This is a genomic window from Stenotrophomonas maltophilia complex sp. Om-AH-Sm3, assembly GCF_059337855.1.
This window is the reverse complement of sequence record NZ_JBYBLQ010000004.1, coordinates 22,652-36,839: the sequence shown is the minus strand read 5'-3', so window position 1 is coordinate 36,839 and position 14,188 is coordinate 22,652. Positions and strand designations below refer to the sequence as shown.

General features: G+C 68.9%; 11 protein-coding genes. 5 read left to right on the top strand and 6 right to left on the bottom strand.

Translation table 11 applies throughout. The features are described 5' to 3' along the window. Window positions 1-321 carry an I78 family peptidase inhibitor gene (locus AC10QF_RS06545; RefSeq protein ID WP_065185535.1) on the top strand — a complete coding sequence of 107 codons (321 nt, stop codon included), beginning with the start codon at window positions 1-3 and terminating at the stop codon, window positions 319-321. Between the two features lie 67 nt (window positions 322-388). On the opposite strand, the gene AC10QF_RS06540 is transcribed toward AC10QF_RS06545, so the two are convergent. After that, a complete protein-coding gene (locus AC10QF_RS06540; protein WP_111176849.1) occupies window positions 389-2,380 on the bottom strand; it encodes a M56 family metallopeptidase in 1,992 nt (663 codons plus the stop codon). 3 nt (window positions 2,381-2,383) lie between these two features. Next, a complete protein-coding gene (locus tag AC10QF_RS06535) occupies window positions 2,384-2,770 on the bottom strand; it encodes a BlaI/MecI/CopY family transcriptional regulator (protein ID WP_072167402.1) in 387 nt (128 codons plus the stop codon). Between the two features lie 188 nt (window positions 2,771-2,958). Between AC10QF_RS06535 and AC10QF_RS06530 the strand changes: the two genes are divergently transcribed. Continuing rightward, window positions 2,959-4,056: a serine hydrolase domain-containing protein gene (locus tag AC10QF_RS06530; protein WP_111176890.1), complete on the top strand. Its 1,098-nt coding sequence runs from the start codon at window positions 2,959-2,961 to the stop codon at window positions 4,054-4,056. Here the strand turns inward: AC10QF_RS06530 and AC10QF_RS06525 are convergent. From AC10QF_RS06525 to AC10QF_RS06515, 3 genes are all read right to left on the bottom strand, one after another. After that, a complete protein-coding gene (locus AC10QF_RS06525) occupies window positions 4,015-4,827 on the bottom strand; it encodes a hypothetical protein (RefSeq protein WP_111176851.1) in 813 nt (270 codons plus the stop codon). The two genes, AC10QF_RS06530 and AC10QF_RS06525, sit on opposite strands and share 42 nt — an antisense overlap. A 3-nt stretch (window positions 4,828-4,830) precedes the next feature. Next, window positions 4,831-6,246, bottom strand: a complete 1,416-nt coding sequence (locus AC10QF_RS06520) for an XVIPCD domain-containing protein (protein WP_494541949.1) — start codon at window positions 6,244-6,246, stop codon at window positions 4,831-4,833. 111 nt (window positions 6,247-6,357) lie between these two features. After that, window positions 6,358-7,464, bottom strand: coding sequence for an SDR family oxidoreductase (locus tag AC10QF_RS06515; RefSeq protein WP_111176855.1), 1,107 nt, complete (start codon window positions 7,462-7,464; stop codon window positions 6,358-6,360). Between the two features lie 194 nt (window positions 7,465-7,658). Between AC10QF_RS06515 and AC10QF_RS06510 the strand changes: the two genes are divergently transcribed. Beyond that, entirely contained in the window at window positions 7,659-7,967 is a 309-nt protein-coding gene (locus tag AC10QF_RS06510) for a hypothetical protein (RefSeq protein WP_005421049.1), read from the top strand. On the opposite strand, the gene AC10QF_RS06505 is transcribed toward AC10QF_RS06510, so the two are convergent. Continuing rightward, window positions 7,955-9,013 carry a DNA topoisomerase IB gene (locus AC10QF_RS06505; RefSeq protein WP_053497997.1) on the bottom strand — a complete coding sequence of 353 codons (1,059 nt, stop codon included), beginning with the start codon at window positions 9,011-9,013 and terminating at the stop codon, window positions 7,955-7,957. The two genes, AC10QF_RS06510 and AC10QF_RS06505, sit on opposite strands and share 13 nt — an antisense overlap. A 111-nt stretch (window positions 9,014-9,124) precedes the next feature. Here AC10QF_RS06505 and AC10QF_RS06500 point away from each other — a divergent pair, with 111 nt between their 5' ends. Beyond that, entirely contained in the window at window positions 9,125-9,514 is a 390-nt protein-coding gene (locus AC10QF_RS06500; RefSeq protein WP_032954733.1) for an I78 family peptidase inhibitor, read from the top strand. A gap of 173 nt (window positions 9,515-9,687) precedes the next feature. Then, window positions 9,688-14,142 carry a glutamate synthase large subunit gene (gene gltB, locus AC10QF_RS06495; protein WP_494541948.1) on the top strand — a complete coding sequence of 1,485 codons (4,455 nt, stop codon included), beginning with the start codon at window positions 9,688-9,690 and terminating at the stop codon, window positions 14,140-14,142. Window positions 14,143-14,188: the final 46 nt, after the last annotated feature.

The window sequence follows — 14,188 nt, the reverse complement described above, 5'->3', positions numbered from 1 at the left end:
ATGCGCCTCAATCCGCTTGCCCTGCTTGCCATCCTGCCACTGGCCGCCTGCAGCCACGCCGGCGGCAGCACCGCCCTCGATGCCGCGCCAGCGCCAGCACCCGTGGCCGACGCCGCGCACGAATGCAAGCCGGAGGCGCTCGAGGCCTTCACCGGCAAGACGGCTGACGAAGCCACCATCAAGAAGCTGGTGGCCGCCAGCGGCGCGCGCGGTGCACGGGTGGTCAAGCCGGGCATGGCGGTGACCATGGACTTCCGCCAGGACCGCGTGACGGTGCAGGTGGATGCGCAGAACCGGATCGAGCGCGCCAGCTGCGGTTGATCGCCCCAGGGTAGTGCCGGCCGCTGGCCGGCACCCCACATTGCCGGCCAGCGGCCGGCACTACCGATCAGAGTCGCTCGGCCTTACCACTGGCCAGGGCGCGCGCGATCACCTGCTGCGCCTGCTGCGACGCCTGCGCATGCACGCGTGCCTGGCGCTCGCCCAACGCGGCCTGCTGGCTGCCCAGCGCTGCCTGGCGGCTGGCCAGTTCAGACTGCTGGCTGGCCAGGCGCTGCATGTCACGAGTGCGGCCGGACTGCGCGGCCTCGCTGCGGGCTTCCTGCATCGCACGGCGTGCCTCGGCGGCGGCCTCACGTGCCGCCTCGCGGGCAACGGCCACATCGTAGGTCGCGCCCCGCGCCGCCTTTGCCGCTTCCGCCGCCGCCTCGCGGTTGATGTCATGCGCGGTCATCGCACTGCGCGCGGCCTCGGCGGCGATCAGTGCGATGCGGCGCGATTGCTCGCCCTGCAGGCGGCCCATTTCACCCAGCTGCCTGCCGAGTTCGCCCTGCTGGCGACCCAGCACGCTTTGCTGGCGGCCCAGTTCGCTCTGCTGGCGGCCCAGCTCTACGGCACCGCTGTAGGCACGCTGCAGACTCTGGATCAGCATCGGGTCACGCACCACGTAGCGCTTGTCACCCTGGCGGAACCACAACGCCGGGCCCTTGCCGAGCTGCCTGCGGGCCACCGTCACGTCGTCCATGCCGCCGTTGGCGAAGGTCGAATCACCATCAACCAGAACGAAGGCCTCCCGGGGCGACCTGCCCAGGTCCAGGCGACCGTAGGTGGTGATGGAGGTGGCGGCCGACGTCGTGCCTTCATCGTCTTCGGCCATGCCCGTGGCGTCGCCGACATCGGCCACATCGGCATCGTCGGGCCCGGTCGCGTCAGCGGGTTCGGCGGGCGCGGCCGGTGCTGCAGGCGCGGCCGGGGCCGCCGGCACGCCTGCGGCGGATGGCGGTGCGGCCGGAGCCTTGGGAGCCTTCGGCGGTGCTGGCGCCACGACCTTGGGTGCCGCCGGTGGCGCGGGCGGTGCCGGCGGCACCGGCGCTGCGACCAGTCGCATCGGCGCCACGCCCACCACCACCACCACAGCAGTCAGCGCCATCGCCAGGATGCGCGGGCAGGCCCGGCGCGACTGCAGCGAGAGCAGGCGACGCTTGAGGCTGGTGGCATCCGGTGCGGCACTGGCCACGCCCAGGTGCGGCTGCGGTGCCACCCCCAGCTGCAGCAGCAGACGGCCATAGGCCTGGCGGCTGGCAGCGTGCTGGCCCACCACCGCTGCGTCCACCGCTTCTTCGCGCGCTTGTGCATATTCACGCACCGACAGGCGCAGCAGCGGATGGAAGAAGAACAGGTGCTGGGCCAGCGCAGGCAGCAGGCCCCACTGCAGGTCCCGCCGCTGCAGGTGCTGCAGTTCGTGGGTCAGGGCCAGGTCCAGCGCGTCGCCCTGCAGGGCGTTGTCGCCAGCCGGCAACAGCAGCACCGGGCGGAACGGACCGACCAGCTGCGGTGCGTCCACCTGCGTGCTCATCCACAACCGCGGCGCAGGCCGCACGCCATGTGCATCGGAAGCCAGCTGCAGGGCCTGCACCAACGCCTGGTCCTCGCAGGGATAGGCCGCTGCCAGCAGCACGCGGCAGCGACGCCACTCACCGAAGGTACGCAGCGCCATCAGCAGCACGCCGGATGCCCACAGCGCGGCCAGTGCGACGGCCCACCACGCCACTGCCGGTGCATCCGCTGCAGGCATCGGCATCGCCGCCAGCAACTGTGCCGAGGCCTCCGGGGCCAGCGGGTAGACGATGTCAGCGGCCACGTCGGTCGCGGTCATCGCCACCGCCTGCGGGGCAGGCAGCCAGGCCAACTGCAACGGCTGGCTCCAGAACAGGCCGAGCACGGCCTGCAGCGAGACCAGCCACCACAGGCGGCAGCGGGTCGCCGCCGACAGCGACGGCAGCGCGCGGCACAGGCCGTACACCAGCGCCACCAGCAGCACGGTCTGCAGGCTGGTCCAGCCCAGGCGTTCCAGCATCGGGATCAGCATCGTGGTGTCCATGGCTCAGCCCTCGTGGCGACGCGATTGGAGTTGGGCGACCAGCGCTTCCAGCTCGGCCAGCTCGTTGTCGCTGACCTTCTGCCGCTGCGACAGATAGGCCACGAACGGCGACACCGAGCCCTGCAGGGTGTTGTCGACAAACTGCGCCACCGCGCCCTGCAGCACGCTCTGCGGGCCACGGGTGGCCTGGTAGCGGTAGACGCCGTCCTGCTGCCGGCGCTGAAGATACCCCTTCGCCCGCAGGCGCTCCATCATCGTCAGCACAGTGGAGCGGGCCAGCCCGCGGGCCTCGCCGTAGCCACTGGCGACCTCGCCGACACTGGCCGGCGCATGTTCATCGATGTACTGCAGCAGGGCCAGTTCCTGGTCCCCGATGGTCTTGCCGCGCATGACACCACTCCCTTGACTACACGTGTCGCCACTGTCAGCTTGACGACAGCTGTAGTCAACCCCCCGGAAGTCACGGGCCGACGAACGGTAGGGCACCGAGCGCTTAAACCTTCGACGCGCGGTCTGCATCCGATTCGCAACGCCCGCTGGAATTCCGCATGTTCCGCCCAACGCTCCGAGTCGTGCTCATGCTCATCAGTGCCCTGCCCTTCGCCGCCGTCTCTGCCAGCCAGGACCAGGCCAACGACCAGACCCGCCGCCTGATCCGCCAGATCATGCTGGAGCAGCGCATCCCCGGGCTGCAGGTCGCGGTGGTCAAGGACGGGCAGATCGTGCTCTCCGAAGCCTACGGCCTGGCCAACGTCGAGAACGGCGTGCTTGCCTCGCGGGACACCCGCTTCCCGCTCAATTCGGCCACCAAGGCGTTTACCGGCGTGGCTGCCGCGCAGCTGGCTCAGCAAGGGCAGCTGGATCTGGACGCGCCGGCCTCGCGATATCTGGGTGATCTTCCGCCAGCGTGGAGAGACGTACGCGTACACCAGCTGCTGGCGCATACCTCCGGCCTTCCGGACATCCTTGATGCGAAGGGACTGCTGGGCGGTGGCTCAGAAGCGCAGGCGTGGGCGGCGGTGACAGCTCGACCGCTGGAAGCGGCGCCTGGGCAGCGCTTCGCCTACAACCAGACCAACTACGTATTGCTGGCACGGATCATCGCGCAGCAATCCGGCATGCCCTACGAACGTTTCCTCGCCACCGGCCAGTTCAGCAGCGCGCGGATGGCCCGCACCACCTTCGGCGACAGCTACGACCTGATTCCGGATGCTGCGACGATGTACAGCCTGGCCCCGCGTGCCACCGACGATGTAGATGCGCCGTCCCGCCTGTCGCATTGGTTCTACGACATACCGCCTTCGCTGTGGGCGGGTGGCGGCATCCTCACCACCGCCGACGACACCGCGCGCTGGCTGGTCGCGCTGACCGAAGGCCGCCTGCTGCCGGAGACGGCCCTGCGGCGGATGTGGAGCGTAGAGCGCCTGGCGGATGGCCGTGCCGGCCCGTGGGCGGGTGGCTGGCCGGTGTTGCACGCATCGCCCGACCTTCAGGTGGCCGGTATCGGCGGTGCGCGCTCGGCCTTCGTGGTCTATCCCGAGCGCGGCGTGGCGGTGGTGGTACTGACCAATCTTGTCGGTGCCAATCCACAGCAGTTCATTCCACGCATTGCCGATTTCTATGCGCGCGATGCCTCAACGCCCGGTCACGAACGGGTCGCCCTGGCACGGCAATAGCGGGCTGTCATCGCAGGGCCATAACCCGGCCGGCACGGTCCTGGACACTTCAAAGTGATCCTGGTTCCAGCGCAGGAAACCGCCGTGGATGGCATTGCCATGGTCGAAGCTGCGCGCATCGTCGGCCAATGGCTGCTCTGGGTCGGCTTCGGCCACCCAGCGCACCACCGGCACCTTGTCCAGCTGCCCGACGAAGGCGAACAGATCGCCCGCGCCCCTGTCCTGATAAGCCGTCATCGTCGCCGCATCAGGCAGCTTGGCCTGCGCCAGCAACGACGCGGTGACATCCTGCAGCGGTGCGGCTCCCTGTGCGATGTAGGCGCGCATGCCCGTGGTGGTTGCCGGGCAGTCCTGCAGCTGCACCAGATACCCGGTGGTACCGCCACTGCCGGAGAACGACCGCATCCAGTAGCGGAAACGCGGCCCGCTGCGATCAGTAACCATGAAATCCTGCTGGCCATCCTGCGCGGGAATGGAGAGCACCTGCACCTTGCTGGCGCTCTCCACGTTGCACTTCAACTGCGCCAGCACCTGCCTGGCAGGTTCGGGCAAGGTAGCGTAGCGGCCGCCGGGATGGACGCTGCCGGAAGCCTTCGGCAATGCGGGCAGTCCGCGATCCGTGGGAAGGGTCTGCGCAGGCAGGGCCTCCGGTTTCGCGGCCGAGCTGGCAGTGGGCGCCACCGGCGCGACGCGCTCTCCAGCGGGCGCGCAGGCGCTGCAGGCCAGCAGCAGCATCAACGAAACGGTCAGACTCAGGTGTGATCGGATCATCGCTCAACGCCCTCCCATCGCCGGCGCTTCCTGCGTTTGTGCAGGCGCGGCCACGGGTGCCGCCTGTTCGCGCGATTGCTGCTGCAGCTGGCGCAGGCTGGATTCCACCGCGGTGTCGCGCACCTCGGCTGCATTGACCCCTGCGCGCAGCGCCGCAGGATCGCCCGGACTGCCCTGCACCAGGAACAGTGTTTCGCCCGCCGCACGTCCAGCACTGGGATTGCTGGCCACGATCTGGTCGACCCGGGTGATGCCCGCGGCCTTCGCTTCGCGCAGCATCACCAGACTGTAGTCGTCGGCATGCTCGGCGTAGCGTCCACCCAGGGTGTGCAGGCGGGTGCTGATCTGCTGCTGCAGGGCATGGTCGCGATGCTGCGGCTGACGGGGATCGTCGTTGGCCGCGAGCGGCACATCCTGCCCCAGCTCGCGCGCCTGGCCGGGTGCAACCGAGGTCAGCACGTACTGCCAGCGGTTCTGCCCAGGCGTGCCGCGCACCGTCGACACGAAGTCGTCGTACTCGCCGCCGCCGATGGTCTGGCAGCCGGCCGAATCGGTGTTGGACCGGCTGCCGCGATGGATCTTGAAGGTGTCGTTGAGGTCCTGCACGCCCTGGGTATCGCGCGCATCGAACCAGCCGTCGCCATTGCTGTCGCGCTCCACCCGTCTGGTGCCCGCCGTGATTGCATCCTGCGAAGGACGCAGCGCGAACTCATCGGGATGGCCATTGCGTGGATGAGTAGTCGCGCGCATCTCCGTAGTGCCTTCGCCCAGGCGTCCGAGGTCCTTGACCCGGTCGCCGTTGACATCCTCACCCTCGGTCTTGGTGCGTGGCGCCACATTGCCGAAGCCCGGGCTGCGCGGCGTGGTCTTGGCATGACCGTCGTACTGGGCGGTCGGCTCGGTCGTGGCCTGGTTGAACTCGCGCACATGGCCTTGGCCCTGCGCATCCTTCCACAGCACTACGATGCGGTCGTCGTAGACCCCACGCCCACGTGCCTCGGTGGTGCGGTTCTCGTCGCGCAGCCCCAGCACCACGCGGTCCTGCGTCGCCATCGCGTCATTCGCCGCGGTGTTGCCGCGCTGGGCCACGATGCTGCCATAAACGTCGTACTGCTGGGCCTGGCTCAGGCCTGCGGTCTCAGCCGCGTCGGGCATCCGTGGTGGACGCTCCGCGTTGCTCAGACGGTCCAGCATCGGGTTCACCGTCGTCGCATCAGCTGCGGCAACACCTCCGCTGCGCCGCAATGTCTCAAGCTCGGTGGCGGCGCGCACCGACACGTAGCGATCCAGCGCTTCCTGCACCACGGCGCTCTGCCCGTCGTGCAGGGCGTTCAGGCGGGCGGCTGCAGCGCGCGGGTCGTTCTGCCTCAGCAGGGCGACGACTTCGTTGGCCGCCGCATCGATATCCATCTCGGGCATGGTCGTTCCTTGGACGTGATCAGTACGGAGTCAGCCTACCCCAGCCGCCGGCTGGGGCTTTTTGACGCACCGCACACCTTCGCCGCCACGCCGCATTCAGGCAGATCACACTCAGCCCCGTGGCCCGCCCATCACCGGCAGGATCACCCCACTGATGTAACTGGCACAGGCCGGAGAGGCCAGGAACACATACGCCGGCGACAGTTCCTCGGGCTGTGCGGGCCGGCCCATGTCGCTGTCCTTGCCGAACTCCGCCACGTCTTCGGCCTGCTTGTCGGCGGGGTTCAGCGGCGTCCACACCGGCCCCGGCGCCACGCAGTTGACCCGGATGCCGCGCGGCAGCAGCTGGCTGGCCAGCGCCTTGGTGAACGCATGGATCGCGCCCTTGGTGGCCGAGTAGTCGATCAGCGCCTTGCTGCCGAAGATCCCCGTTTCCGAGCCGGTGTTGATGATGCTGGCGCCTTCGCCCATATGCGGCAGTACCGCACGCGCCATCTGGATGTAACCGCCGATGTTGGTCTGCAGGGTTTCCTGCAGGTGCGCATCCTCCAGATCTTCCAGGCGCTCGCAGTGCAGTTGGAACGCGGCGTTGTTGACCAGGATGTCGATGCCGCCGAACGCCTTGGCCACCTGCTTGACGGCCTTGTTGCAGAAACGCGGATCGCGCACATCGCCGGCGATCACCACGCAGCGGCCGCCTTCGCGTTCCACGTGCTGGCGGGTGATGTCCGCGTCTTCGGCCTCGTCCAGGTGCAGTACCGCCACATCCGCACCTTCGCGCGCGAACAACACTGCCACCGCACGGCCAATGCCGGAGTCGCCACCGGTGACGATCGCACGCATGCCCTGCAGCTTGCCGCTGCCCTTGTAGTCGGGCGCAAGGAAACGGGGCGCCAGCTCCAGTTCGTGCTCGTGCCCGGGCTTGGCCAGCTGCTGTGCCGGCATCGCCTCCGGCTGCCGGCGTGCGCCGGCCTGGGTGGCGGTCTTCTTCGTTGCCTTCTTGGCCGCGCGGGCGTCCTTGGCCTTCTCCTGGTCCTGCAGGCGCCGCTGCCGTGCAGCGACGCGTGCCGCCCGTGGATCACTGGCGGCTGCCTTGCGGGTTGCGGTCTTCACCACGCGCGGGCGATCAGGGTCGGCGACCGTCTTGGTCGGGGTGCTGCCTTTGCGCACTTTCGGCGATGCCTTACGGCGGGCGGGGGTCTTGCTGGTGGTGGCCATGCAGGTCTCCTCGGGAGGGAAAGGGGCTGCCGGCCAGCGGCCGGCACTACCGGGGCGGCCCATGCCGCTCCTGCAGTGTCTCCACCCACGCTGTTGGCGGCGGTGAGCGCGCCGTGTCCACGATGTGCACGGCATTCATTCCGCCACCACGTCTGACGTCGCACCCTGCACGCAATCACACCAGGAGTGCCTCCATGAAACATGCCATCGCCACCGCCGCCGCCTGCTTTGCCCTTGCCGCCTGCAGCAGCACACCGATGGCCCAGGTGCAGCCGATCGACGGTGTGATTTCCGGCCAGTGCCATAGCGACAGGGTGCGCGGCGCGGTGGGCCTGGCCGCCTCGGACGCCACTGTGGCCCGCGCACGCGTGGACAGCGACAGCCTGCACGTGCGGGTCCTGCGCCACGACGGCCCGAGGGTGCCGCCGGCCAGCGAAGGCGGCGACCGCCTGACCATCGAGAAGGGCCGGACCAACAACATCGTTGCGATCTACTGCGGCTGACGACTGCGACTGAGCCGCCGCGCCCGGCGCAGCACTTTCAGCGTGGCCTGCTCCCACTGCCGCGGGCCGCGCAGGCCGGCCAGCGAGGCCAGCTCACCGCGCTCCCAGCCGGCAAACACGCACGGGTCGATGTAGGCCTTGCGGCACACGGCCGGCGTGTTGCCCAGCCGTGCCGCCACTTGGCAGACCACTTCACGCTGCGCCTTGGCCAGCGCGCGCTGGCTGGCCGGTTCCGGCAGTTCGGTGGCGGCCAATGCCTGTACCGCCGCCAGCGTGCCGCCCCAGGTGCGGAAGTCCTTGGCGGTGAAGTCTTCGCCCATCACCTCGCGCAGGTAGTCGTTCACCGCGCCGGAATCCACCGGCTGCAGCGCGCCTTCGTCGTCGCGGTACTGGAACAGCGCCTGCCCGGGCAGCTGCTGGATGCCGCGTACCAGCGTGCCCAGCCGCCGATCGCCCACCACCACCTCGTGCAACTGCCCGGATTTGCCCCGGAAGCGCATGCGCACGCGGCCACCGCGCAGCAGGTCCAGGTGGCGGTTGCGCAGCGTTGTCAGCCCGTAGGATTTGTTTTCCTGTGCATAGCTTTCGTTGCCCACCCGCACCAGGGTGTCGGCCAGCAGGGCCACCACCACCGCAAGCACCTTGTCGCGCGGGAAGCCGGGCTGCTTCAGATCGCGCGACAGCCGCCGCCGCAGCGTGGGCAACGCCTCGCCAAAGGCGATGATGCGGTCGAACTTTCCGGCATCGCGCTCCTTCGCCCAATCGGCATGGTAGCGATACTGCTTGCGTCCACGCGCATCGCGGCCGGTGGCCTGCAGGTGGCCATTGGCGTGGGCGCAGATCCACACGGCGGTATACGCAGGTGGAATCGCCAGCGCACGGATGCGCTGCAGGGTGGCGGCATCGCGAACCGCGTGGCCATCGGCATCGCGGTAACTGAAGCCCTTGCCGGCGCGACGCCGGCTGATGCCTGGCTGGGTGTCATCGACATAGCGCAGGCCGGCCGCGCGCGCGGCCTGTCGTTCGGGGGTAGAGGAGGTTGGCATGACCGCAGTGTCGCCGTCGCGATGCCGCGAACCTGTCGATAACAGAAGACAAACACGTGAGGGTCGGTTCGCCGCTATGCTCGGGCTTTCACAATCCCTTCCGGAGTCATGATGTCGTTCCCGATTCGCGCCCGTTCGCTCTCCGCCCTGCTGCTGCCTGCCGTGCTGGCCCTGACCGCCTGCCAGGCTCCGGCGCTGGATGAACAGGATTCGGCCACTGCCCATGCCCAGCAGGCGGCCGAAGCCGCCAAGGCGCCGGCCGACGAAACCGGCAAGGCCACCGAGGCACCGCCGGTCGGCACCTGCGATGCCAGCCAGGTGCAGAGCCTGGTCGGCCAGGCCTACGCCGACGCGCTGGGCAAGCAGGCGCAGGAAGATGCCGGTGCCCACCAGCTGCGCGTCATGAAGCCCAATGACGTCGCCACCATGGAGTTCCTCGGCGACCGCCTGAACATCGAAGTGGACGACAAGGGCCTGGTCAGCGGCGTGCGCTGCGGCTGAGCCCGACCGCGCGCCGGCACGGGCTGCCGGCGCGTTCTGTTGCACCTGCAACCGTGTATTGCGGCGCTGCAGCAACCTGTGATCTAGTCGAGGCATCCGGTGGCCTCACGATGCGCTCCAGGGAATGAGCGGGGACGAGTGTCGCCGCCAACCCTATACGCATCGAGGTAGAGATGGCCCCCCGCAACCGCCAAGGGCTTTACGACCCGCGCTCCGAGCGCGATGCCTGTGGATTTGGCATGGTCGCCCAGCTCGACGATCAACCTTCGCGCCTGTTGGTTGATACCGCCATCGCCGCGCTTTCGCGCATGACCCACCGTGGCGGCGTCGCCGCTGATGGCCTGACCGGCGATGGCTGCGGCCTGCTGCTGCGCCGCCCCGATGCGTTCCTGAAACTGCTGGCCAGTGAAGCCGGTATCGCCGTCGCCGCGCGCTTCGCTGCCGGCCTGGTGTTCCTGCCGCACAATGCCGAGGCTGCACACGCCTGCCGCACGCAGCTGCAGGCGCAGGTCGAAGCGGTCGGCTGCAAGGTCGCCGGCTGGCGCGAGGTACCCACCGACGACAGCGTCTGCGGCCAGCTGGCGCGCGACACCCTGCCACGCATCGAGCAGGTGTTCGTCGATGCCGGCGTCGGCCAGGATGATGCCGGCTTCGCGCTGGCGCTGTTCCTGGCCCGTCGCCGCAGCGAACAGCAGCTGCGCGACCATGCCGACTTCTACGTCACCACCCTCACCCCGGATGCGATCAGCTACAAGGGCATGGTGCTGCCGGACAAGCTCAGCCGCTTCTTCCCCGACCTGCAACGCCGCGAACTGGCCTCCAGCGCGATCGTGTTCCACCAGCGCTTCTCCACCAACACGCTGCCGCGCTGGCCGCTGGCGCACCCGTTCCGGATGCTCGCCCACAACGGCGAGATCAACACCATCGAAGGCAACCGTCGCTGGGCGCAGGCGCGCAGCAAGGTGTGGAAGACGCCGCGCTTCGACATCGCCGAATTCGATCCGGTGATCTCCATGCACGGTTCGGATTCGCAGAGCCTGGACAACATGCTGGAGCTGATGGTTGCCGGTGGCATGGAGCTGATCCAGGCGCTGCGCATCCTGGTGCCGCCGGCCACCCAGTCGCTGGAGTTCAAGGACCCCGACCTGGCCGCCTTCTACGAATTCCACGGCCTCAACAGCGAGCCGTGGGACGGCCCGGCCGGCATCGTCGCCTGCGACAGCCGCTATGCGGTGTGTACATTGGACCGCAACGGCCTGCGCCCGGCGCGCTGGATGCTCACCGCCGACCGCCACTTCCTGGTCGCCTCCGAAGCCGGCGTGTGGGAAGTGCCGACCGAGCGCGTGGTGCGCAAGGGCAAGCTCGGCCCCGGCGAAATGGTGGCCATCGACCTCAAGCGCGGCGACCTGCTCGATTCGGATGCGGTGGACCGCATCAACCGCGGCCGCGCGCCGTACAAGCAGTGGCTGCAGCAGGGCGTGACCTACCTGCAGACCGAACTGATCGACCCGTCGCTGGTGGAAGAACCGTTCGACGAAGCCACCCTGCGCAGCTATCACAAGCTCTACCAGCTCAGCAGCGAGGAAGTGGAACAGGTGCTGCGGCCACTGGCCGAGACCGAGCAGGAAGCCACCGGCTCGATGGGCGACGACACACCGATGGCGGTGCTGAGCCAGCGCAGCCGTCCGCTGTACGACTATTTCCGCCAGGCCTTTGCGCAGGTCACCAACCCGCCGATCGATCCGCTGCGCGAAGACTGCGCGATGTCCCTGTCCACCCAGCTCGGCAAGGAGACCAACATCTTCCATGCCGGCCCGGAGACGGTGAACCACGTCATCCTCAACTCGCCGGTGCTGAGCCAGCGCAAGCTGCGCCAGCTGCTGAAGATGGACCAGTACGTGCAGGCCAACCGCCTGCTTGATCTGTCCTACAGCGAAGACGAGGGCCTGCGTGCCGGCATCGAGCGCATCTGTAGCGAGGCCGAGCAGGCCGCGCGCCAGGGCATGGTGATGCTGCTGCTGTCCGACCGCTACCCGGTGGCCGGTCGGCCGATGGTGCATGCCCTGCTCGCCACCAGCGCCATCCACCACCACCTCTCGCGGCTGGGGCTGCGCTGCGACGTCAATCTGATCGTCGAAACCGGCACCGCGCGCGACCCGCACCACATGGCCTGCCTGCTCGGCTTCGGTGCCACCGCGGTGTATCCGTACCTGGCCTACCAGACCCTGTTCGACCTGGGCCGACGCGGCATCCTCAAGCTCAGCAAGGGCGGCGAGCAGTCGCAGATCGGCCGCCGCTACCGCAAGGGCATCTACAAGGGCCTGTCGAAGATCATCTCGAAGATGGGCATCTGTACGGTGGCCAGCTATCGCGGCGCGCAGCTGTTCGAGATCATCGGCCTGGAACCCGAGGTTGTGGACATGTGCTTCCCGGACACCGCCTCGCGCATCGGCGGCGCCGGCTTCGCACGCCTGGATGCCGACGCGCGCGAGCTGTGCACCCAGGCCTGGGACGCGCAGCAGGACGTGGACGTGGGCGGCCTGCTGAAGTACGTGCACGGCGGCGAGTACCACATGTACAACCCCGACGTGGTCACCACCCTGCAGCGCGCCGCGCGCAGCGGTGACCCGCGTGCGTGGCAGCAGTACTGCGATGCGGTGCACGCGCGCCCGCCCTCGGCGCTGCGCGACCTGCTGGAACTGGTGCCGGCCGCAATGCCGGTGCCGCTGGACGAGGTCGCCCCGGCCAGCGCCCTGTTCCCGCGCTTCGATACCGCAGCGATCAGCCTCGGCGCCCTGTCGCCGGAAGCGCACGAGGCTCTGGCCATCGCCATGAACCGCCTCGGCGGCCGCAGCAATTCCGGCGAAGGCGGCGAAGATCCCGCACGCTATGGCACCGCGAAGCGCAGCAAGATCAAGCAGGTGGCCTCGGGCCGCTTCGGCGTCACCGCCGAATACCTGGTCAATGCCGAAGTGCTGCAGATCAAGGTCGCGCAGGGCGCCAAGCCCGGCGAGGGCGGCCAGCTGCCGGGGCACAAGGTCAACGAGCTGATCGCACGCCTGCGCTATGCGCGCCCGGGCATCGGCCTGATTTCGCCGCCGCCGCACCACGACATCTATTCGATCGAGGACCTCGCGCAGCTGATCTACGACCTCAAGCAGGTCAACCCGACCGCGCTGGTGTCGGTGAAGCTGGTCAGCCATGCCGGCGTCGGGACGATCGCGGCGGGCGTGGTCAAGGCCGGTGCGGACCTGATCACCATCTCCGGCCATGACGGCGGCACCGGTGCCTCGCCGGTCAGCTCGATCCGCTACGCAGGCGTGCCGTGGGAACTGGGCGTGGCCGAAGCGCACCAGGCGCTGCTGGCCAACGACCTGCGCGGGCGCACCCTGCTGCAGACCGATGGCGGCCTGAAGACCGGCCTGGACGTGGTGAAGGCCGCACTGCTGGGTGCGGACAGCTTCGGCTTCGGCACCGCGCCGATGATCGTGCTGGGCTGCAAGTACCTGCGCATCTGCCATCTGAACAACTGCGCCACCGGCGTGGCCACCCAGGACGAGCGCCTGCGCGAAAACCACTTCACCGGCCAGCCCGAGCGCGTGGAGAACTTCTTCCGCCTGCTGGCCGAGGAAGTGCGTGGCTGGCTGTCCTACCTGGGCGCGCGTTCGCTGGAAGAGATCGTCGGCCGCACCGACCTGCTGCGGCAGATCGAGGCCGCGCCCCGCGATGGCGTGCGCGTGGACCTGTCGCGGCTGCTGGCCGATGCCCGCTACGAAGGCAGCCACTGCGCCGCCCAGCGCCTGTACGAATCGCCGGACAGCCTGGCCACGCAGATGGATGGGCTGCTGGCCCCGGCCATCGAGCACAAGCGCGGTGGCGAGCATCGCTTCCTGATCCACAACACGGACCGCAGCATCGGCACCCGCCTGGCCGGCGCGGTGGCGCGCGCGCACGGCAACCAGGGCATGACCGAAGCACCGCTTGAACTGCGCTTCCGCGGCAGCGCCGGGCAGAGCTTCGGTGCCTTCAACGTCGGCGGCCTGCACCTGGAAGTGGAAGGCGAAGCCAACGACTACGTCGGCAAGGGCATGGCCGGCGGCCGGCTGGTGGTGCGTCCGCCGCGTGGCGCCCGCTTCGAGGCACGCAGCACCGCCATCATCGGCAACACCTGCCTGTATGGCGCTACCGGTGGCGAGCTGTTCGCCGCCGGTCGTGCCGGCGAACGCTTCGCGGTGCGCAATTCGGGCGCGCTGGCGGTGGTGGAAGGTGCCGGTGACCACTGCTGCGAGTACATGACCGACGGCGTGGTGCTGGTGCTGGGCAAGGTCGGGCTGAACTTCGGCGCCGGCTTCACCGGTGGCCTGGCTTACGTGCTGGACGTGGACCGCGATTTCGTCGACCGCTACAACCACGAGCTGATCGACATCCATCGCGTCTCCGCCGAAGGCTTCGAGAACTACCGCCAGCACCTGCACCGCCTGATCGGCCGCCACCGCGAGCTGACCGGCAGCATCTGGTCGCAGCAGATCCTGGACGAGTTCCGCGATTACATCGGCAAGTTCTGGCTGGTCAAACCCAAGGCCGCCAGCATCGAGTCGCTGACCGAAACCCTGCGACGCGCCGCCTGACGGTAGTGCCGGCCGCTGGCCGGCAACCCAGGATCACGTAGTGCCG